Genomic DNA, 19,580 nt, shown 5'->3' on the forward strand with positions numbered 1-19,580 from the left:
AGTGCTTTCCATGAGTACTTCAGCAATCGCGGCTTCGGGGCTGCGGAAGGCGTACGGGGACAAAACCGTCCTCGACGGTATCGACCTGAATATCGGTGCCGGCACGATCTTCTCCCTGCTCGGGCCCAACGGCGCCGGCAAGACGACCACCGTCAACGTCCTGACCACCCTGTTGAAAGCCGACGGGGGCACCGCCCGGGTGGCCGGGCACGACATCACCACCGAAACCCGGGCGGTACGCGCGGCGATCGGGGTCACCGGGCAGTTCGCGGCCGTGGACGAGCTGCTGACCGGCGCCGAGAACCTCGAGCTGATGGCGGATCTGCACCGGCTGCGCGGCACCGATCGCAAGCGAGTCGTCGCCGAACTCCTGGAGCGGTTCGATCTGGCGGCATCGGCGGGCAAGCGGGCGGCGACCTACTCCGGAGGTATGCGCCGCAAGCTCGATCTGGCGATGACCCTGGTGACCCGGCCGGCAATCGTCTTCCTGGACGAGCCCACCACCGGACTGGATCCACGGAGCCGGCGCACCATGTGGGAGATCGTGCGGGGCCTGACGGACGAAGGTGTGACGATCTTCCTCACCACCCAGTACCTGGAAGAGGCCGATCAACTGGCCGACCGGATCGCCGTACTCGATCAGGGCCGGATCGTGGCCGAAGGTACCGCCGCCGAACTCAAGCGCCGGGTTCCCGGCAGCCATATCCAGCTGCGGTTCACCCAGGCCACAGAATTGGATGCGGCGGCACGGGCCCTGCCCGAAGCCACCCGCGACGACGAAGCGCTGACCCTGCGGGTGCCCGGCGACGGCGGATCGAAATCGCTGCGCCGGCTCCTCGACCGGCTCGACGAATACGCAGTGGAGGCCGCCGAGGTCACCGTCCACACCCCCGATCTCGACGATGTCTTCCTTTCCCTCACCGGCCACGCGACCACGGAGGTCACCGCATCATGAGCACACTCACCGCACCACTGGCCGATTCGTCGATCATGTTGCGCCGCAACTTCAAACATATCGCCCGCAATCCGGTCACCGTCTTCAACGCGGCATTCATGCCGGTCGTCATGATGCTGATCTTCGTGTACGTATTCGGCAGCGCCTTCGCCGTCGGCGGTGAATACATCGACTACGCGACACCGGGCATGATCCTGCTGGCCATCAGCTACGGGCTGTCGGGCACCGCGGTCGCGGTGAGCTCCGATATGTCGAAGGGCATCATCAACCGGTTCAAGGTCATGGACGTCTCGCGGGGCGCCGTCCTGACCGGTCACGTGGTGGCCACCATCCTGACCAACGCCGTCGCCATCGCCGCCGTCATCGGTGTGGCCTTCGCGCTGGGTTTCCGGCCGCCGGCCACCGCCCTGGACTGGCTGGGCGCGATCGGCATCATGGCGGCGACCTCCTTCGCGGCCTCCTGGCTCACGGTCGCGCTGGGTATGGCGGCGAAAACGCCGGAATCCGCGGGGATGGGTGTGGTTCCGCTGATCATGCTGCCGTTCCTCAGCACGGCGATCGTCCCGGCCGAGAAGATGGGCCAGGGTGTCCGGCAGTTCGCGCAGTACCAGCCGTTCACGCCGATCATCGAATCGTTGCGCGGTTTCCTCGCCGGCAACCCGTCCGGCGGCTACACCGCCGCGGCGCTGGCCTGGTGCGCGGGGTTCGCCGTCGTGGGGTTCCTGTGGTCGCGGGCCACGTTCACCAAGCGAGCGTAGCCGCGGCCAGCTCCTGCCAATCCGATTCCGCACCCACTCTCATCGCCTCGGTGAAGCGTTCTTCACCGAGGCGATCTCGTGCCGCCTGCTCGACCCGGGCCGCATCCGGCTGAGACCGGTCCGGCATTCCGTGCACCGCGGCGCTCACCGCGACCAGCTGCGCGGCCTGTTCGTCCCGACCGGTCCGCAACGCCAGATCCGCGATCCCGACCAGTACCTGGGCGACGAGACCGGTGTGCCCGGCCACGGCCGCCGATTCGAACGCCGCGGCATGGTGTTTGCGGGCTTCCCCGAGATCGGTGGCGAGATAGCCGCGCAATGTCTCTATTGCCGAACTGATCTGCGGATTCACCGCCTCGCTACCCAGTACGCCGATCGCGATCCCGATCTGCTCGTACGCCTGCCCGGGATCCCCGCCCCACCGGGCCAGCTCGGCCTTCGCCAGCGCCAGTTCGGCCAGTACGGCCGGCCAGGAGTCCCGGTCCGCGTACCGTTGCGCCTCGGCCATGGCGGCCGCACTCGCCTCGACATCACCGGCGAGCCAGTACAACTGAGCCTGCCGTGAGCGCACCCCGACGATATCCTCGGTCGACCCTATCTCGGCGACCACGGCGACCGCCTGATCGAAAAGCACGCACGCCTCGGTGAATTCGCCGCGGGTGGCGAGCCGGTTCGCCAGCTCGGTCAATGCGAACGAGATCCCCCACCGCTCACCGAGCGCCCGGAACTCGGCCAGCGCGCGTTCGAGATAGTCCTGTACCTGCGGGCCGTCCTGCCCGAGAATGATCCGCATCTTGCCCATCTGGAGGCAGGCAAGGGCACGCACCCACGGATCTTCGTGCGTGAGCAACGGTTCGAAGGCGGTCGGCAGCGCCTCCGGCCCGCGCAGGATACTTTTCAGCGCATCGATGAACGCCAGCGCCGGATGACCGGCCCGCACGTCGCGGCCGAACCGGTGCGCCTTGTCGATCCATTCCTCCACCTGCTGCGCGTCATTACGGCCGGAACTCATGAAATGCATGACCAGCGCGTACACCAGTGCCCGGGTGGCGTCGTCCACCTCGGCGGGCGCGTCGGCCACCGCGGTGAGGAATTCGAGCCCCTCGGCTTTGTACCCGCCGAGCCACCAGTACCAGCCCGCCGCCGCGGCCAGCCGCAACGCGCCGGCCGAATCCCCGGCCGCCAGCGCGCCGCGCATTGCCACCGTGATATTGCCGTGTTCGGCATCGAGAACTCCCAGCCACGCGAGCTGTTCGGCGCGGCGCAGATGGGGTTCCGCGGTATCGGCCAGGCCGGTGAAGTACGCGAGATGCGCGCGGCGCACCGTTTCGGCCTCCCCCGACTCGACCAGCCGGTCGCGCGCGTACTGCGCGATCGTGTCGAGCATCCGATACCGCAGGCCGCCCTGTTCGCCCGGCACGCCGCGCTCGGTCGCGATGAGCAGCGATTTCTCGGTCAGGGTGGTCAGCAGCTCGAGCACTTCCCAGGGCCCGATCGCGACAGCCTGCCCACCCGGGTCACCGGCTCCGACCGCCGCGCAGACCTGTTCGGCCGCTTCCAGACTCGCGCCGCCGGAGAAGACCGCGAGCCTGCGCAGCACCATTCGCTCGGCGTCACTGAGCAACTCCCAGCTCCAGTCGACCACCGCGCGCAACGTCCGGTGATGCGGTAGCGCGATCCGGCTACCGCCGGTGAGCAGGCGGAACCGATCGTCGAGGCGGTTGGCCAGCTGATCGAGCGACATCGTGCGCAACCGGGCCGCGGCCAGTTCGATCGCCAGGGGAATCCCGTCCAGCGCCCGGCAGATCCGCGCCATGGTCGCCAGGGTGCGGGGATCGCCCGCGAGGTCCTGGCGGACCGCACCGGCACGGTCCCGCAACAGCCGCACCGCCGGGGAGGTTTCGATCTCGCCCGGGTCCGCACCCTCGGCGGGCAACGCCAGCGGCTCGACCTGCCATAACGCCTCACCCGTGATACCGAGCGGTTCCCGGCTCGTGGCGAGGATCCGCAGTCGCCGGCACTCCCCGAGCAGCCGGTGCGCGAACGCGGCCACGGATTCGATCACATGCTCGCAGTTGTCCAGGATCAACAGTGTTTCGCGATCCCGGACCGCCGCGATGAGCCGGTCCATCGGTTCCGCCGGCGCGCCGCCGAGCAGCGCGTCGCGAAGGCCGAGCGCGGCGATCGCCGCCTGCGCGATGCTCATCGCGCTTCCCGGCCCCTCGGGCCCGTCGCTGTTGCGCCCCACGGCGGCCAGCTCCACCAGCCACGCCCCGTCCGGGAGGTCGTCGAGCAGGGTCCGCGCGGTCTCCAGCGCGAGCCTGGTTTTCCCGGAGCCACCGGGACCGGTCACCGTGGTGAGGCGATGGTTCGCGAGCAGGTCGCGCACGGCGGCGATATCGGCGTATTTGCCGATGTATTCGGTCAGCTCGGCGCGCAGATTCGTGTGGGGCTCGCTGTCGGGCGCCCCGACCTCGCCGCGCAGCAGCGCGACGTGCAGTGCGGACAGCTCGGGCGAAGGATCCACGCCCAGCGTATCGGCAAGGGCCTCGCGGGCATTCTGGTACACGATCAGCGCCTCGGAACCACGACCGGCGGCGCCGAGCGCGCGCATCAGGCCGGCGACGAGCCTTTCCCGCACCGGATTCCGGGTTACCAGTTCGGTCAGTTCGGAGACCAGCTGTGCGCCCCGGCCGAGGCTGATCTCCGCGTCGTAGAAATCCTCCAGCGCGGCGAGGTGCAGGCCCTCGAACCGGGTGATCACCGCATCGACGGCCTCGCTGTCGCGCACCTCGACGCCCTGCATGGGCGCACCGCGCCACAGGCCGAGGGCCTCGTGCAGCAGCTCGGCCCGATGCGCGTCACTGCCTCCGCGTGCCCGGTCGAGGAGTTGTTCGAACCGCACGGCGTCGACCGCATTCGGGTCGACCGCCAGCCGGTAGCCTCCCGATTCGCCGTCGAGCGTCCCGTCCGGCAGCACCCGCCGCAGCCGGGACACCAGCGCCTGCAGGGCGTTCGCCGCGTCGGCGGGTGGTTGTTCGCCCCAGATCCAATCGACCAGCGTTGTCTTCTGGACCACGCGACCGGGTTCGAGCGCGAGCGCGATCAGCAACGCCCGCAGCCGGGCACCCGGTACTTCTATCGATCCACCGTCATCTGCCCGGATTTCGAGCGGTCCAAGCAACGCGATCTGCACCGGACCATTCTGCCGTGCCCGGCGCACCGGCCGCAGAGCGGCCTGCGACGAGAACCACGGGGAGCGGGCCCGGCTCACCGTGCGGCCGGGTCGCGACCGTGACCGGCAGACCATCCCGGGCGAGCCGGGGCCGGGCGGCGCCCAGGGCCACCGCCGCCCGCCGTATACCACGCCATATGACCAGGTCAGGGACCATATCAGTGGTCGTGTCAGCCCGGCGTCAGCACGGTATCAGCCGGGGCCGCGACAGTACTCACATGAACAGCCACAGCAACCGCCGCGGGCCACTACCGGAACTGCGGGTGGACCGGGAACGCTGCATCGGCGCCGGCATGTGCGTACTCACCGCTCCCGAGCTCTTCGACCAGGACGGCGACGACGGCCGGGTGATCCCCCCGGCCCACGCACCCGGACCCGATCAAGAGGCGGCCGTCCGCGAGGCCGTCCACCACTGCCCGTCCGGCGCGCTCACCCTCGCCGCGAACCGCTGACCGATCACCACGACCAGAAGGAATCACGATGTCCAGCACCGTCCCCGTACCGCACGGCCTGCCCACCGAACGCAACGCCGGCCCCTTCGACCCGCCGCGGGAGATCACCGCGCTGCGCGCGGCCCGCCCCGTCAGTCCCCTGGTGTTCCCCGACGGGCACGAGGGCTGGCTCGTCACCGGTTACGAGGAAGTCCGGCAACTGCTCGCCGATACCCGGTTCAGCTCACGTCAGGACATCGGCATTCTGCACGCGCTGGACGCGAGCCCGGATATGCCCGTCCAAACCGAACCGTCCCCGCAGATCCCGGGCATGTTCATCGCGATGGACCCGCCGCAGCACACCCGGCTGCGCCGCAAGCTCATCAGCGCGTTCACCGTCAAGCGGATGAAGCAGCTCGAGGAGCACATCGTCGAGCTCGCCGAGCGGCAGCTCGACGAGATGGCGCTGCTGACACCACCGGTCGACCTGGTGCGGGAGTTCGCACTGCCGCTGCCCTCGCTGGTGATCTGCGAAATGCTCGGTGTCCCGTACGCCGACCGGGCGACCTTCCAGACCAACACCGCCAAGTTCATGCTCCGGGACCAGGCACTCGAGGAGAAGATGGCCGCCTACGGCGCGATGATGACCTACCTGGCGCAACTGGTCGCCGGCAAACGCGCGGAACCCGGCGACGACATCCTGTCCGATCTGGCCCGGGACGAGGATCTGAGCATCGAGGAACTGACCGGAATCTCCTTCCTGCTGCTGCTCGCCGGCCACGAAACCACCGCCAATATGCTGTCCCTCGGCACATTCGCGCTGCTGGAACACCCCGAGCAGCTGGCGGAACTGCACGCCGACCCCGACCTCGTGCCCGGCGCCGTCGAAGAACTCCTGCGCTATCTCACGGTCGCCGATATCTTCTACCGCTATGCCACCGAGGATCTCGAACTCGGTGGCGAAACGATCCCCGCGGGGTCGACCGTCGTCGTCTCCCTGCTGGCCGCCAACCGCGACCCCCGGCGTTTCGACGATCCCGACGCCCTCGATATCCACCGCGCGACCCGCGGCCTGGTGTCCTTCGGTCACGGCGTCCACCAGTGCCTGGGCCAGCAGCTGGCGCGCGTCGAGATGCGGGCCGGTTTCGCCGCCCTGATCCGGCGCTTCCCGGGCCTCACCCTCGCCGTTCCCGCGAGCGAGGTGAAGCTGCGGACCGATATGAACATCTACGGGGTCCACGAACTGCCGGTCACCTGGGCCCCGGCCGGATAGTGCCGGGCACCTCACCTACGCGGCGCCGCGGCCGGACGAACCGGCCGCGTCCGCCGACTCACCCATCACCCGTTCCCACCATCGCGAGGAGTCCTCCCATGCGTACCTTCCAGACCCCCGAACCGATCACCGCCACCGTCGATGTGCTTTCCGGCAATGTCACGGTCATCGCCTCCGACCGCACCGACACCGTGGTCGAAGTCCGGCCGGCCGACGAATCCAAGAAGGGTGATGTGCGCGCAGCCGAACAGACCCGGATCGAATTCACCGCCGGCACCCTCACCGTGACGACACCGAAGAACTGGCGCACCTACAGCCCGTTCGCCGGTAACCCGACCATCGAGGTCACCATCGAGGTCCCCACCGGCTCCCGGCTCAACGGCTCCGCCGCCGTCGGCCGGATCACGGGCACCGGCGAATTCGGCCGCTGCGACCTGGAAATAGCGGCCGGCGATATCAGCGTCGAGCGTCCACGCGGTCCGGTGACCGCGAAAGCCGCCAAGGGCGATATCCGTATCGGCGAAGTATCGCAGGGGGAACTGCGGCTGGAGACCTCGGTGGGCGAGCTGGAGGTGGGTATCAGCCCGGGTAGCGCGGCACACGTGGAAGCCGATGCCCTGCACGGCACCGTGCACAACCGGATGGGACCGGTCGCCGGGCCGCACGATACGGCGGAAACCGTGCGGGTATTCGCCCGCAATTGCTACGGCAACATCATCGTCCGGCAGGCTGTCTCGGCTCAGCCGGCGATCTGAACCTTCGCCGCCGCGAAGCTGTTCGCCCCGAAGATATTGCGGCGGATATAGATGCCGATGGGCTGCCCCCGCATCGCCGGTCGGCGGGACGCGAACTCACCGTTCGCCGCGGACGCTGCCGGCGAGGGCCGCGACTACCTCCTCCTGGAACCGCGGGCATTCGGTGAAATCCTCGTACCGGCAGGTGAGCACGTGGGCGATCAGCTGTTTCGAGGTCTGGATCCGCTCGATCTGCTCGTCGAGCGCGTCCAGCTGCGACTGGAGGATGCGGCGGCGCCCGTGCCCGTCGCAGGCATCGAGAAGTTCGCGGGCCTGGGTGAGGCTCAGGCCGACCTGCTTGGTACGCAGGATCATTGCCACCCGGGCGAGTTGTGCCCGGGTGTAGCGGCGGCGGCCGGCGATCCGGGTGGCCGGGGTGAGCAGGCCGACCGACTCCCAGTGCCGCAGCACATGGGGTGCGAGGTCGAAATAGCCGGCGATCTCGCCGATCGAGTAGGTCGCGCCGTTGCTGTCACCGGCCGGGCTTGACTTCATGTCGACATTAACTTGCACAGTGGGTCGTGTCGTCAAGACATGGCACCGAGGAGTGAGAGATGGAAATCCGGACACCGGCCGAGCTGTGGAACGAGCGCTACGCCGAGCCGTTCGCGTCGTACGGCACCGAACCCAACGACTACCTGCGCGAAGTCGCCGAGCGTATTCCCGAAGGCCCCGTGCTGTGCCTGGCCGAGGGGGAGGGACGCAACGCCGTCTACCTGGCGGGCCGGGGCCATACCGTCACCGCGGTCGACCTGTCGGACGTGGGCCTGGCCAACGCCGGGAAACTGGCGGATCGGCGCGGAGTCACCATCGATACAGTCGTCGCCGACCTCACCACCTACGACTTCGGCGAATCCCGCTGGGCCGGGATCGTCTCCATCTGGGCCCACGTCCCCTCCGCGATACGCCCGGCGCTGCACGCCGCCTGCGCCCGCGCCCTGCGGCCGGGCGGTGTTTTCGTCCTCGAGGCCTACACCCCGCGCCACCTGGACCGCCCGGGTATCGGCGGACCACCGCATCCGGATGCGTTGCCGGCACCGGCCGAACTCCGGCGCGACCTGGCCGGCTTGCGACTCGAACAGTGCCGCGAGGTCGACCGCGATATCAGCGAGGGCAAGTTCCACCACGGGCCGAGCACCACGGTCCAGGTCCTGGCGATCAAACCCGCGCTCAGCCCACCCAGCCCTGGGACAGCATGACGTGCGCGGCCAGATCTTCGATCGTCATCATTTCCGGATGGCTGTAGTACACCAGCTCGAATCGGCGGCGGCGCCACTGCACCGGGTCCATCCGGCCCTCGTGGCTGGTGTCGCACAACGCTTCCAGGCGGTCCAGGTCGAAGGGTTCCTTGCCGCGGGCGTGCGCGTCCGCTTTGACAGCGGCCAGCCGTTGCGACCCCGACAGATCCGGGTGCTGCCATATTCGCGCCGCGAACCGCCGCGCGTCCTCGACATCCATTCCGTTCCCCTGCCTGCCCGCGGACTGGTCCGGCCCACTGATGTCGAGGATAGAGCTTCTCCGCTCCGGGCACGGGCCCAGGCGGCATGATCGGCCGGATCTGCCGAAAACCCTTGCGGCGGTGCACGTGCGACTGCCATTCGCGGCGCGGATCCGACCCACTCACCTCGGCGAGCCCCCGTGCGGAATCAGGAGGCAGGACGATCGGCCAAACCGGGCAGCCGTTTGCGGCCGGCGACCAGATCGCGGGCCAGGGTTTCGTAGCCGGCGAAGGCCCGGGCCAACTGCCGGCGGTGAGGTCCGCAGGGGCCGTCCAGGACGAAACGGTTGTGGCTGATCGTGTACAGATGGGCCAGCCGGCCGAATACCGCGCCGAGTCCCTCGTGATGCGGCACCGCATCGGGCGGGGGCGGGGCAAGGATGCGGCGCGCCTCGAGATCGACCGAGAGCATATGCCGCTGGACGCTCTCCCACGCGCAGGTGAACGCGTTGGCGCCGGGACTCGTTTCCGGAAATACCGCAACCTGATCCGTGGACTCCCGGGACAGCACGAGGTCGTCCCACTCCGGACGGGCCGCCGCCAGCCGGCGATGAGCCACCACCAGACCGGCCAGCGGTTCGAGCAGGCCGCAGCCGAATCCCGCGGCGGCGGCACGGTCGAAATCGGCCGCGCGAGTGAACACCGTCGAGATTATCCCGCTGCTCGGGAGCGGCCCGAACCCCTCGGTAACGCTCACCCCGGCCCCCTTCCGGCACCCGGCGGTTCCGCTGCGAATCTCACCCCCGGACGCATTCCACCACCGGCGACCCACTCACCGGTTCCCGTGGCATATTGCCGCGTACAGATTACGCGGGCATACCGGCCACGGAGACCGATTCGAGCATTACGGATAACCGAATTTTTCGATGCGGCAACGGTTTACACGTAGCGGGGGTTACGCCGGGCGCCCTCGACGGGCCGCCGAATCCAGCTGGCACCTGCTCCGCCGTCAACTGCTACTCGCACCCGGCACATAGCGCACGGTCCAGCGACCCTCCCAGCGCTCACCGGGTTCGAGCCGGCGCAGGCCGGCGCCGGAATTCAAGGCATCGGGCGGCGCGGTCATCGGTTCCAGCGCGACCGCGAGACCGCGCCCCTGCGGCCGCGGGAAATCGCGGGCGGTGAAAACCTGCACATAGTGCCAGCCGGGTTCCTGGATCAGTTCGACCCGCGCCCCGTCCGGCGCGATGAGCTGTGCGGCGACACCGGGAACCACACCGCCGAAGGGGGTGTCGAGTGTCAGATCCGCCAGCGGAGCTCCGGCCCGCAGGTCGTACGGGGTGCCCGCGACGGAATGCTCGGCGACCGGATTCATCCGCGCATCCACCTCGTAGTAGGTGGTCGCGGCCACGGTCAGCCGCAGCTGTTCGACCGGTGTTTCCCCGATCCGGAAGTACGGGTGCGCACCCACCGCGTACGGGGCCGGCCGGCCCGAATGGTTGACCACCCCGTGAGTTACCGACAGCCCGTCGGGCCGCAGTGCGTAGCGCACCCAGGTGTCCAGCAGGAACGGCCAGCCGTGCTGGGGCGGTATGAGCGCGCCGAGAGTCACCGCGTCCGCTGCCCGCGCACGCACCTCGTAATCGGTGTTGCGCAACAGCCCGTGAATCGCGTTCGAGCGCGAAACCTCGGTGATATCGAGCTGCTGACGTTCCCCGTCGAGTACCCAGACGCCATCACGCACGCGATTCGGCCACGGCGCCAGCACGATACCGGCCGCCATCGGCGGCGGGGAGTCGGCGGGCAGCGGTTCGGTCACCGCGACCCCGTGCACGGTGAGACCGCGCAGTACAGCGGCCACCGTGCCGACCTCGGCGCGGACACCGGCCGCTTCCAATACGAGTGAGCGGCCGGTCGCTGTGGGCTCGGATGCGGTCACGCCACCAGCGTAGGTTCCGGGCACCCGAGCCGGCGGTACCGGCGAACCGTGTCCGTTCGACCCGACGGTCCCGGACGGTTCTTCGATCCGCCGGTGGTACTCGGGCCGGCTACAGGCCGTTGACGATCACCGCGTTGGAGTCCGCCGCGGCCTGCCGCAGCGGGATCGCCGCCTGGTATTCCTCCGAGTCGTACCAGGCGCGGGCGGCCTCGGGGGATTCGAATTCCAGTACCACCGTCTGGGTGGCAGGCCATTCCCCTTCGAGCACCTGGGGCTTGGTGTCGACGGCCAGCACGGTGACACCCTTGGCCATTGCTTTCGCGGCCGCTTTACCGTATTCGGCCATACCGGCCGGATCCTTGATCGTCTCGGTCACGATGACGTAGCCCTTGGGCATGCTGGGTCTCCTTCTCACATCCGAGCCAAGATCGACTCCCCCACGACCATACCTATAACGTCATTTTCGATATGGAGAATCCCATATCGTGAAACCGGCGGTGCACGACGTTCAGGACGACGCCTTACCGTTGCGCCGCAGCAGATGGGGCCGCAGCCGGTTGAACCCGCGAACCCGGACACTGCGCAGGTGCCGGATCGAGAATTCACGCTCCCCCTCGAGTTCCGCGGCGGCACCGTCGTCGATCAGGATCGTGCCCGGCCGGGCGACACCGGTGAGCCGGGCGGCCATATTGACCACCGACCCGTACAGGTCGCCGAACCGTTGCAACACCGGTCCATAGGCCAGCGCGACCCGCAGTTCCGGCGTGGTCCCCACCGTCATCGTCGATTCCTGCAGATCCAGCGCGATACGGGCCGCGGCCAGCGGGGATTCGGCCGCGAACATCACTTCGTCGCCGACGTTCTTGATCACCCAGCCGCCGTTCTCGGCGATCGCCGCGGCGGTGGTGGATTCGAAGGCCTCCAGCAGCGTGGAGAGTTCGTCCGGGTGCAGGTGGCGGGTGAGCCGGGTGTAGCCGACCATATCGGCGAACCCCACCGCCAGGATCCGGGTGGAATCCGGGGCGGGGGCGGTGTCCTCGAGATGCCGGGCCAGCGAGGCGTCGAGATGGCGCCGCCAGGCATACGAGAGCAGGCTCTCCAGCAGCTCCGCGGTTTCCGCGGTGGCCGAGCGGGTGATCTCGGCGGGATCGGCATCGGGGCCCGCCTCGGCGACCCGCCGGTCGATCTCGTCGATCACCAGATCGACCTGCCATTCGGCCAGCCGCGCCATGGTCTGTCCGATGGTGCGGGCGGTCGCGGCCTGCTGCCGGGTATCGGCGGCGGCGAGACTGCCGACCTCCAGGAACCGATGGATGGCGGCGATATCGGCGTCGGTGTAATCGCGGGCACTGTCGTCCTCGCTCGCCGGAAAACCGAGCGAAACCCACAGCCGGCGCGCGAGTTCCGGTGTCACCCCGGCCTTTTCGGCCACTTCCAGGCGGTTGTAGCGCCGGCTGCCGGCGAGCAGACTCTGCTCCGCCGCCGACCGGACCAGTTCGGACCTCTCCTGCGACCCCATGAGCGAAACCTTACGACCTGCCGCCCACAGCGCGAGCGGCCCCGGCAAATCGGACGGTGATCTACGTCATGACCGGCAGGCGGGGCAGTAGTCGCGTGGCGTAGCAGGCGGCCCGCGAAAGCCTCGGCTCCCGAGTCCGGGTTGCAGTGCCGGACGGGATCGGGCAAGTCCTAGCCGGGACACGGCAGACCGGGCGAGCGATATTCCGGGTCCCGCCGAGCCGCTCGACGGGGTCATCACCCGCCTCTTGCGCTGCCCAAGACGGCGGTACCGGATCTACGACGTCGGTGTCGCAGACCGGGGCGAGGTGTACTCCGGGATGGGCGCCGTGTTCGGAGGTTCCGCACTGCGGGGAGACTCCACGGGCTGCGGCTGCGGGGCGGCAGGGGTCGGCGGCACAGTCGAGGTGGGGCGAGGCGCAGCCGCGGGGGCGGGCGGAGCCGGCTGCCCTGCCGGAGTCTCGGCGGCCGGCGGTTCGGTCGTAGCACCGGGTGCCCGGGACGGTTTTGCCGTGGGCGCAGTGGTGGGGCGCGGCTGCTGTGCGGGCGTATCCGGGGCAGCGGGCGGCACAGCGGCCGCGGAACCCGGAGCCTGGCCGGGACGACTCGTGGGCTCCCCCTGCCGGGCCGGCGCCGCCGGCGGACTCGGTGCCGCGGGAGAAGTCTGGACCGCCGCGCGTTCCGGAACAGCGGCCGGCCGGCCCGAAGCGTCGGGCAGGGGACGGTCTGTCGGGAGATTGACGAAGCTCGGGGCGGCGGGGTCGAGTGCCAGATGCTGGGGTTTGAGTTCGGTGTCGTTGAGCATCGGCCGGAACGCCAGCGCCTTGGGCGCGTTGGCGGCGAATACGTCGAGGCGGAGCCGGTGCCCCGGTTCGAGCGCGGCCTGGGTGGGAATCACCGCGATATCCAGGGCGACCGGTTCGCCGGGTGTCACCGGTTGCACGCTGTCGAGGGTGATCGGATTGAACGGGGCGGTGAGGTCACCGTTGGGCGAGCGGGTGCTGCGCGCTTCGTCGATCGCGCGCAGCGACGCGGTGAGCTGGCCGGTGCTCAGTACCGTCGAAGTTCCGTCGGGCGAGACATCGTTCACCGTCACGCTCCAGTAGCCGTCGGCGGCGTCGTGCACGGTGTTGAGATGCACATTGATCGGCCCGGAGATCACCGTGCGCTCGGCGACCGGGGCACTGGTGAAGGTGAGCGCGCCACGTTCGGCGATCCGGGAATCCTTGGCGCAGGCGTCGAATACCGCGCCCATTCCCGCCGACCCCTGCGCCATATCCCGCGAACAGGCCGTGGTGAGCCCCGGCGCCACCGTGAGCTGCGCCTTGTCCCCCGGCTGCCCGATCAGCGACCCGTCGTGCACGCTGTCGCCGGTGGTTCCGCTCGGTGTGCCGGAGAGGTACACGCGCCGATGCGTCATCCCGGGCTGCGGGAACTGTTCGAGGGTGACCCAGCCGCCGCCCTGCTCCCAGACGATCACCGGCCCGTAGTCGGCGATGCCGTTGTCGACATCCTTGAGCCAGTGGTCGAACCAGGCGCGCTGCAGCACATCCAGACGCGGTGGGGCGCCGGGCCTTCCGGTTCCCGCGCCCGGGTTCGCGTGGTAGGTGTCGCCGACGACGAGTTGTTTGCGGCCGGGCGGCAGCGGGATGTCGTTGTAGAGGGCGGTCGCGCTGTTGGCGAAGATATCGTGCCAGCCGCCGTAGACGAAGGTGGGCACGGTGATCTTCGCGGGCTCGCCGAGGATGCCCTGCCGGAACGGGCTGTTCTCGTCCAGGGCGGCGGCCAGGGTGGGCGGCATCTGGTTCAGCGAGGGGGTCAGCAGCGCCTGCGCGAGCAGGTCGTAGTTGGTCGCCGGGTCGGCCAGCCGGTCGGCGAGCCACTGCCAGTCGAAGGTGCCGTTGAGCATGGACTGCACATCCGGCATCAGTTTGGCCCGGTTCACCTGCGTGAGCCACAGCGGCAGGAAGGTCACGCCCACGCCGCCGCCGGGCGCCACCACATCACGCATGAGATCGCTGCCCGGTTCGACCGGGAAGATGGCCTGCAACGGTTTCGGCGCGTTCTCCGCCGCCCGCAACTGGTTGATCCCGGAGTAGGAGCCGCCGCTCATCGCGACCCGTCCGTTCGACCACGGCTGCGCCGCCGACCATTCGATCACTTCGCGGGTGTCGAGTTGTTCGCGGGCACCGAGGGTGTCCCACAGCCCCTGCGACTGCCCGGTGCCGCGCACATCCACCGAGACCACCGTGTATCCGGCCCGCACGAGTTTGCTGTCGAGGCCGAGCACCGTGGCGACGGTGCCACCGTCGAGCGCGTGCAGCAGATCCTCGAAACCGCTGATCGGGGTGCCGGACAGGTTGATCCGGCGCACCAGATCCATGGTGAACCGTTGCGCCTCGGGGTTGTTGATCGCCGAATCGATCAGGCCGGACATCATTTTCGAGTACGGCGTCATGGTGACGACGGTCGGCAGCGGCGCGGCCTCCACCTTGCCGCCGGTGTGCGCGGGCCGGTACACATCGGCCTTCAGCACCACACCGTCGCTCATGGTGATGTGCACGTTCTTGTCGATATGCACTTCCGGGTAGGGCTGCGGGCCGTCGTGCAGCCCGGTCCACTGCGCGGCGAGCTCCGCCGGCGAGACAGCGGGCTCGGTGTCCTGGTGCACGGGCTGCCGGATGGCCTGCGCCAGCACCAGGATCACGGCCAAGACGACCACGGTGGCGGCCGCCGCGGCCGTGAGCACCCGGTACAGCCGCATGAAAAACCCTCCACCTCATGGTTCCGGTTTCCGCGCACAGATTGCCGACGACGATAGCAATCAGCTCTCGTCACAGGTGGAAGCGACGCGCGGTGTCCGGTTTTACCGTTCGGCGGCAGGGTCGCGGCGCGCGACGTCAGTGCGCGCGCCGCAGCCGCAGTACGAGATCCTTGATCTGGTGACCGGCCGCGGGCCGGTTGCGGTCGCGGATATCGTCCACCTCCACCGTCCACTGCTCGTCGAGCAGCGGGACGATATCGGCGGGCAGGTAGTAGGCGTAGGGGTCGAACTGGTGCGGATGATCTTCCGGCGCGGGCATTTCGGTCGGATCGTGGGTGACGAAGAGCAACGTGCCCCCGGGCGCGACCGCCTCGAGCAAACCGCGCAGGGTCGCGTGATCGGCTTCCTTCGCGATCGGGAAATAGTGCGCCGACACCAGATCGAACGAGCGGGCCGGTAGCGGCGTGACGGTGATATCGCCCTGCTGCCACGAAATCTCCGGATGCCCGGCCGCGGCGCGTTCGAGTGCGACCTTCGAGATATCGATCGCGGTGACCTGCCAACCCTGTTCGGCCAGCCAGTAGGCGTCGGCACCCTCACCGCAGCCGAGGTCGAGCGCCTGCCCGGGCGACATCCCGGTCACCTCGGTGACGAGCGCGTCGTTCGGCAGGCCGCTGAAGCGCTGCTCGGTCTCGCCGTACATATCGTCCCAGAACTGCTGGTCCATCCGTGTCTCCTGATTTCTTCGGGGGTTGTCCCCAGCATCCGCAGAGATCGACAACTTGACAAATTTATTTGCCATAACTGCAATAGTGGCATGGACCCGGAGTTCGGCGATGTCATCGAAGCGATCGGCCCGCGGCTGCGTGAGCTGCGACGACGCAACGGCACCACGCTGTCCGCCCTGGCCGAGATCACCGGTATACCGGTGAGCACGCTGTCCCGCCTGGAATCCGGACAGCGCAAACCGAGCCTCGAACTGCTGCTCCCCTTGGCCAAAGCGCATCGGGTCGCGCTGGACGAGCTGGTCGCCGCGCCGGAGACCGGCGACCCTCGGGTCAATATCCGCCCCATCAACCGGCACGGCCAGACCCTGATCCCCCTCACCCGTAAACCCGGCGGCCTGCAGGCCTACAAGCACATCCTGTCCGGGCGCGAATCGGCCGAACCCGATCTGCGCACCCACGAGGGCTACCACTGGCTCTACGTTCTCAACGGCCGGCTGCGGCTGATCCTCGGCGACCGGGATATGGTGCTCACACCCGGCGAGGTCGCCGAATTCGACACGCATCTGCCGCACTGGTTCGGCAATGCCGATGAACATCCGGTCGAATATCTGAGCCTGTTCGGGCCACAGGGAGAACGCTTCCACATCAAGGCGCGGTATCGCCCGTCGTAAGTTTCGATACACCCGCTACGCTGGGCGAACCCCAACAGTTATCGTTTCGTTACCCATCTTGTCCGTGTCGTATCCCGGGCGCGGGCCGCCGACGGCGAAACATGACTCCCCGGGTTTGCAGGACCGACATATAGCTGTGGTGCATTTCCAACGCTGTTCGAGTAGTCGGTGAATTACCTCGCCGCGCAATCCGCGGTGAAAGTCGTTGCGATCCACCGGCTCTCGACCTGAGCACGGAGGACCGCAATTATGGAGTCAGTACCGCTAGTCCGAAAACGCATGGCCGTAATGGCCCTTTTCGCCGCCGCGGCCGGCACTCTCCTCTCCACCGCCGCTCCCGCCGAAGCCCGGCCGGTCGAAGTTCCCGGCCTCGGCGTCTTCGAAGTTCCCGATCAGCTCCCGCTACCGGCCGGCATCCCCGGTCTCGGAATTCCCGCTCCGGCGCCCCAGCTCGCCCCCGCCCCAGGCGAGGTCGCGGTGCAGGCGGCGCGCAGCAAACTCGGCGCCCCGTACGTCTCCGGCGGCACCGGTCCCAGTACGTTCGACTGCTCCGGCCTGGTGAAATGGGCCTACCAGCAGGCAGGTGTGGAGGTACCGCGCACGAGCTGGTCGCAGCTCGCCGCCGGCACCCCGGTGCCGCTGGATCAACTACGCGTCGGTGATGTGATCTCCTACAGCGGCGGCGGCCACTCCGCCCTGTATGCCGGCGACGGCCAGGTGATCCACGCCGCGACCACCACGGTGGAAATCTCGCCCATGTCGTACTCGCCCGTGGTCGGAGCCCGTCGCTTCTGACCGCGCGGCCGCGCCGTGGCCCCGGAGTCGGGCCACCCACCCGAACCCACAGCCCCGGTTCCACGGCGTATCGGTGAACCCCGCCCCGGCAACAATGCCCGGGGCGGGGTTCACCGCCGGAAATCCCGGATCCGGCGCTCCGGTCAGAGCCGCTCGATGATGGTGGCGTTGGCCAGACCGCCCGCTTCACACATGGTCTGCAGGCCGTACCGGCCGCCGGTCTGTTCGAGGTGGTTGACCATGGTCGCCAGGATCCGCACCCCCGAGGCCCCCAGCGGATGCCCCAGCGCGATCGCGCCGCCCCGCGGATTCAGCTTCGCCGGGTCGGCGTTCAGCTCGTGCTGCCATACCAGCGGCACCGGCGCGAACGCCTCGTTCACCTCGTAGGCGTCGATATCGTCGATCGTCAGTCCGGCCCGGTCCAGCACTTTCTTCGACGCGGGCACCGGCGCGGTGAGCATGAGCAGCGGATCGTCGCCCACCACCGCGAAGGAGTGGAAACGAGCGCGCGGCGTGAGTCCCAGCTTCGCCGCCATCTGCTCGCTCATGATCAGTGCCGCCGACGCGCCGTCGGTGAGCGGCGAGGAGTTGCCCGGCGTGATCGACCAGGTGATCTCCGGGAAGCGCTGCGTGTACTGCTCGTCGGCGAACGCCGGCTTCAGCCCCGCCAGCTTCTCCGGCGTGGAGCCGGCCCGGATGGTTTCGTCCGCGGTCAGTTCCCCGGCGGCCACCAGTTCCCGGTCGAATCCGCCCGCCGCCGCGGTTTCGGCCGCGAGCCGATGCGACCGCGCCGCGAACTCGTCGAGGGTCGCGCGATCGAACTTCCACCGTGCGGCCAGGATCTCGGCTGCGATCCCCTGCTGCACCAGCCCGTCCGGGTACCGGTGCGCGATGGGCCCGCGATTGGCGTCCTGCCCCTGCGCGTTGGAGAACATGGGCACCCGGCTCATCGACTCCACGCCGCAGGCGATCGCGATATCGTACGCACCCGCCATAACACCCTGCGCCGCGAAATGCGCCGCCTGCTGGCTGGACCCGCACTGCCGGTCCACGGTGGTCGCGGGCACCGATTCGGGGAACCCGGCCGCGAGCACCGCGGTCCGCGAAATATTGAACGCCTGCTCGCCGCTCTGCGTAACGCAGCCGCCCACCACATCGTCGACCAGCGCCGGATCCAGATCATTGCGCTCGATCAGCTTCTCCAGCACCCCGGCCAGCAGGGTCGCCGGATGCACCCCCGACAAACCCCCGCCCATCTTGCCTTTACCGGACGGCGTGCGAACCACATCAACGATGACGGCGGACTGCATGGGTCCCTCCTGACCTGCTCGGCACGGTCGACCAAGTTAGTGACCGTTCGCCATTAAGTTAACACGGATTCGCATGCGGGTGCCAGCACTTCGAGGCCGCCGGATACCTCAGTAGAGGGTTGCGGCGGCGAAAGCCCCGAGCCCCACCAGGACCGCGCCCGTGAGTACCTGCACGCGGCGGTCGACCAGGCACATCAGCGACAGGAAGCCGGGCATCGAGCCACCGCGGCGGGTGTAGACGAGGGCGGCGGCGCTCGGCAGGCAGCGGCCGAGGGCGACCGTCACGAACAGGGCCGCGCCCAGGGCCGGTGATCCCAGGGCCGCGACTCCCAGCACCAGCAAGTAGTACGCACTCGAACGGATGTAGATGAGGAAACCGGGCCCGATGATCGCGCCGAACAACAGCGAAACCTTCCACGGCGCCGTACTGCGCCGCAGGTGCCGCGGAAGCTGGCGGCGGCGCATCGGGGTCGGCAGGGCGAGCAGTCCGAGTTCGTGCAGACCGTAGGCCGCGGCGAGGACAGCCCAGGCGCCGAGCATCAGTGCGAGCGGCACGGCGCCGAGGGCGAAGCCGCCGAGCGCGCCGATCGACGCGCCGGTGATCGACGCGGTGGCCACGGAACCGAGGGCGTGCCAGCCGAGGCGCCGTAGCGGGGTGGAGGCGCCGCGGCGGCCCGGTTGTTTGGGTGCGACCACGACGCCCGCAACCGACATCCCGCAGGTCGACCAGTTCGCGGCCAGGGCCGTGATCAGACCGGCACCCACAACCGCGCCGGTGAGGCCGGCGGCCTGCCCCGGAGCCGCCACGAACGCCGTCGCGATACCGGCCGTCGCGGCGGCTGCGGGCAGGACGAGGCGGGAACCGAGTCCGACCGATCGCCGGAGTTCGGGCCGGATCTGCGGCATATCGACGGGCAGCGCTTCGTGATCGAGCAGGGTTGTCATTGTGTACCTCCTGGGGATGGCCGCAC

Annotated in this window: 19 protein-coding genes; 8 read left to right on the forward strand and 11 right to left on the reverse strand. The window is 69.0% G+C overall.

The annotated features are described in order from the left end of the window. Window positions 1-10 precede the first annotated feature (10 nt). Window positions 11-955, forward strand: a complete 945-nt coding sequence (locus ACQEVO_RS26975) for an ATP-binding cassette domain-containing protein (protein WP_432918726.1) — start codon at window positions 11-13, stop codon at window positions 953-955. Beyond that, window positions 952-1,713 carry an ABC transporter permease gene (locus ACQEVO_RS26980; RefSeq protein ID WP_432918729.1) on the forward strand — a complete coding sequence of 254 codons (762 nt, stop codon included), beginning with the start codon at window positions 952-954 and terminating at the stop codon, window positions 1,711-1,713. Before ACQEVO_RS26975 ends, ACQEVO_RS26980 begins: the two co-directional genes overlap by 4 nt. Here the strand turns inward: ACQEVO_RS26980 and ACQEVO_RS26985 are convergent. Further along, window positions 1,697-4,909: a BTAD domain-containing putative transcriptional regulator gene (locus tag ACQEVO_RS26985; protein WP_432918732.1), complete on the reverse strand. Its 3,213-nt coding sequence runs from the start codon at window positions 4,907-4,909 to the stop codon at window positions 1,697-1,699. The two genes, ACQEVO_RS26980 and ACQEVO_RS26985, sit on opposite strands and share 17 nt — an antisense overlap. Before the next feature lie 257 nt (window positions 4,910-5,166). Here ACQEVO_RS26985 and ACQEVO_RS26990 point away from each other — a divergent pair, with 257 nt between their 5' ends. The 3 genes from ACQEVO_RS26990 to ACQEVO_RS27000 all read left to right on the forward strand — a co-directional run bounded on the left by ACQEVO_RS26990 (window position 5,167) and on the right by ACQEVO_RS27000 (window position 7,407). After that, the gene (locus tag ACQEVO_RS26990) at window positions 5,167-5,400 is read left to right on the forward strand and encodes a ferredoxin (RefSeq protein WP_432918735.1); all 234 of its coding nucleotides are present in this window, start codon (window positions 5,167-5,169) and stop codon (window positions 5,398-5,400) included. Window positions 5,401-5,428: 28 nt separating this feature from the next. After that, window positions 5,429-6,652: a cytochrome P450 gene (locus ACQEVO_RS26995; RefSeq protein ID WP_432918738.1), complete on the forward strand. Its 1,224-nt coding sequence runs from the start codon at window positions 5,429-5,431 to the stop codon at window positions 6,650-6,652. A 98-nt stretch (window positions 6,653-6,750) separates the two neighbouring features. After that, entirely contained in the window at window positions 6,751-7,407 is a 657-nt protein-coding gene (locus tag ACQEVO_RS27000) for a DUF4097 family beta strand repeat-containing protein (protein WP_432918740.1), read from the forward strand. A 96-nt stretch (window positions 7,408-7,503) separates the two neighbouring features. Here ACQEVO_RS27000 and ACQEVO_RS27005 read toward each other — a convergent pair whose 3' ends face one another. Further along, window positions 7,504-7,941: a MerR family transcriptional regulator gene (locus tag ACQEVO_RS27005; RefSeq protein WP_432918743.1), complete on the reverse strand. Its 438-nt coding sequence runs from the start codon at window positions 7,939-7,941 to the stop codon at window positions 7,504-7,506. Window positions 7,942-8,000: 59 nt separating this feature from the next. On the opposite strand from ACQEVO_RS27005, the gene ACQEVO_RS27010 reads away from it, so the two are divergent. Further along, complete coding sequence (locus ACQEVO_RS27010) at window positions 8,001-8,645, forward strand: SAM-dependent methyltransferase (protein ID WP_432918746.1); 645 nt, start codon at window positions 8,001-8,003, stop codon at window positions 8,643-8,645. Here ACQEVO_RS27010 and ACQEVO_RS27015 read toward each other — a convergent pair. From ACQEVO_RS27015 to ACQEVO_RS27045, 7 genes are all read right to left on the reverse strand, one after another. Further along, on the reverse strand, window positions 8,617-8,904 hold the full coding sequence (locus tag ACQEVO_RS27015; protein ID WP_432918749.1) for a hypothetical protein: 288 nt from the start codon (window positions 8,902-8,904) through the stop codon (window positions 8,617-8,619). The genes ACQEVO_RS27010 and ACQEVO_RS27015 overlap by 29 nt on opposite strands. Before the next feature lie 188 nt (window positions 8,905-9,092). Further along, entirely contained in the window at window positions 9,093-9,587 is a 495-nt protein-coding gene (locus ACQEVO_RS27020) for a hypothetical protein (protein WP_432918752.1), read from the reverse strand. A gap of 306 nt (window positions 9,588-9,893) precedes the next feature. Beyond that, window positions 9,894-10,823: an aldose 1-epimerase family protein gene (locus tag ACQEVO_RS27025; RefSeq protein WP_432918755.1), complete on the reverse strand. Its 930-nt coding sequence runs from the start codon at window positions 10,821-10,823 to the stop codon at window positions 9,894-9,896. Between the two features lie 109 nt (window positions 10,824-10,932). Further along, a complete protein-coding gene (locus ACQEVO_RS27030) occupies window positions 10,933-11,220 on the reverse strand; it encodes a DUF1330 domain-containing protein (RefSeq protein ID WP_432918756.1) in 288 nt (95 codons plus the stop codon). A gap of 111 nt (window positions 11,221-11,331) precedes the next feature. Then, entirely contained in the window at window positions 11,332-12,342 is a 1,011-nt protein-coding gene (locus ACQEVO_RS27035; RefSeq protein WP_432918759.1) for an adenylate/guanylate cyclase domain-containing protein, read from the reverse strand. A 276-nt stretch (window positions 12,343-12,618) separates the two neighbouring features. Then, the gene (locus ACQEVO_RS27040) at window positions 12,619-15,105 is read right to left on the reverse strand and encodes a CocE/NonD family hydrolase (RefSeq protein WP_432918762.1); all 2,487 of its coding nucleotides are present in this window, start codon (window positions 15,103-15,105) and stop codon (window positions 12,619-12,621) included. Window positions 15,106-15,241: 136 nt separating this feature from the next. Then, entirely contained in the window at window positions 15,242-15,832 is a 591-nt protein-coding gene (locus ACQEVO_RS27045; RefSeq protein ID WP_432918765.1) for a class I SAM-dependent methyltransferase, read from the reverse strand. A 90-nt stretch (window positions 15,833-15,922) separates the two neighbouring features. Between ACQEVO_RS27045 and ACQEVO_RS27050 the strand changes: the two genes are divergently transcribed. Next, window positions 15,923-16,504, forward strand: a complete 582-nt coding sequence (locus ACQEVO_RS27050) for a helix-turn-helix domain-containing protein (protein WP_432918768.1) — start codon at window positions 15,923-15,925, stop codon at window positions 16,502-16,504. Window positions 16,505-16,783: 279 nt separating this feature from the next. Next, a complete protein-coding gene (locus tag ACQEVO_RS27055) occupies window positions 16,784-17,299 on the forward strand; it encodes a C40 family peptidase (RefSeq protein ID WP_432918771.1) in 516 nt (171 codons plus the stop codon). A gap of 143 nt (window positions 17,300-17,442) precedes the next feature. Here ACQEVO_RS27055 and ACQEVO_RS27060 read toward each other — a convergent pair whose 3' ends face one another. Together ACQEVO_RS27060 and ACQEVO_RS27065 are read right to left on the reverse strand one after the other, a co-directional pair. Continuing rightward, the gene (locus tag ACQEVO_RS27060) at window positions 17,443-18,609 is read right to left on the reverse strand and encodes a thiolase family protein (RefSeq protein ID WP_432918774.1); all 1,167 of its coding nucleotides are present in this window, start codon (window positions 18,607-18,609) and stop codon (window positions 17,443-17,445) included. A 108-nt stretch (window positions 18,610-18,717) separates the two neighbouring features. Further along, window positions 18,718-19,554 carry a methylamine utilization protein gene (locus tag ACQEVO_RS27065; protein WP_432918776.1) on the reverse strand — a complete coding sequence of 279 codons (837 nt, stop codon included), beginning with the start codon at window positions 19,552-19,554 and terminating at the stop codon, window positions 18,718-18,720. Window positions 19,555-19,580 lie beyond the last annotated feature (26 nt).

The organism is Nocardia sp. CA-290969 (assembly GCF_050936135.1).
In the GTDB taxonomy this organism is placed as follows: Bacteria; Actinomycetota; Actinomycetes; order Mycobacteriales; family Mycobacteriaceae; genus Nocardia.

Excerpts from the sequence above, each read along its gene's own strand:
- ACQEVO_RS26980 (WP_432918729.1), top strand. The coding sequence starts at position 952 with ATGAGCACACTCACCGCACCACTGGCCGATTCGTCGATCATGTTGCGC.
- ACQEVO_RS27045 (WP_432918765.1), bottom strand. The coding sequence starts at position 15,832 with ATGGACCAGCAGTTCTGGGACGATATGTACGGCGAGACCGAGCAGCGC.
- ACQEVO_RS27015 (WP_432918749.1), bottom strand. The coding sequence starts at position 8,904 with ATGGATGTCGAGGACGCGCGGCGGTTCGCGGCGCGAATATGGCAGCAC.
- ACQEVO_RS27065 (WP_432918776.1), bottom strand. The coding sequence starts at position 19,554 with ATGACAACCCTGCTCGATCACGAAGCGCTGCCCGTCGATATGCCGCAG.
- ACQEVO_RS27010 (WP_432918746.1), top strand. The coding sequence starts at position 8,001 with ATGGAAATCCGGACACCGGCCGAGCTGTGGAACGAGCGCTACGCCGAG.
- ACQEVO_RS27030 (WP_432918756.1), bottom strand. The coding sequence starts at position 11,220 with ATGCCCAAGGGCTACGTCATCGTGACCGAGACGATCAAGGATCCGGCC.
- ACQEVO_RS26975 (WP_432918726.1), top strand. The coding sequence starts at position 11 with ATGAGTACTTCAGCAATCGCGGCTTCGGGGCTGCGGAAGGCGTACGGG.
- ACQEVO_RS27035 (WP_432918759.1), bottom strand. The coding sequence starts at position 12,342 with ATGGGGTCGCAGGAGAGGTCCGAACTGGTCCGGTCGGCGGCGGAGCAG.
- ACQEVO_RS27055 (WP_432918771.1), top strand. The coding sequence starts at position 16,784 with ATGGCCGTAATGGCCCTTTTCGCCGCCGCGGCCGGCACTCTCCTCTCC.
- ACQEVO_RS26995 (WP_432918738.1), top strand. The coding sequence starts at position 5,429 with ATGTCCAGCACCGTCCCCGTACCGCACGGCCTGCCCACCGAACGCAAC.
- ACQEVO_RS26990 (WP_432918735.1), top strand. The coding sequence starts at position 5,167 with ATGAACAGCCACAGCAACCGCCGCGGGCCACTACCGGAACTGCGGGTG.
- ACQEVO_RS27040 (WP_432918762.1), bottom strand. The coding sequence starts at position 15,105 with ATGCGGCTGTACCGGGTGCTCACGGCCGCGGCGGCCGCCACCGTGGTC.
- ACQEVO_RS27060 (WP_432918774.1), bottom strand. The coding sequence starts at position 18,609 with ATGCAGTCCGCCGTCATCGTTGATGTGGTTCGCACGCCGTCCGGTAAA.
- ACQEVO_RS27050 (WP_432918768.1), top strand. The coding sequence starts at position 15,923 with ATGGACCCGGAGTTCGGCGATGTCATCGAAGCGATCGGCCCGCGGCTG.
- ACQEVO_RS27005 (WP_432918743.1), bottom strand. The coding sequence starts at position 7,941 with ATGAAGTCAAGCCCGGCCGGTGACAGCAACGGCGCGACCTACTCGATC.
- ACQEVO_RS27000 (WP_432918740.1), top strand. The coding sequence starts at position 6,751 with ATGCGTACCTTCCAGACCCCCGAACCGATCACCGCCACCGTCGATGTG.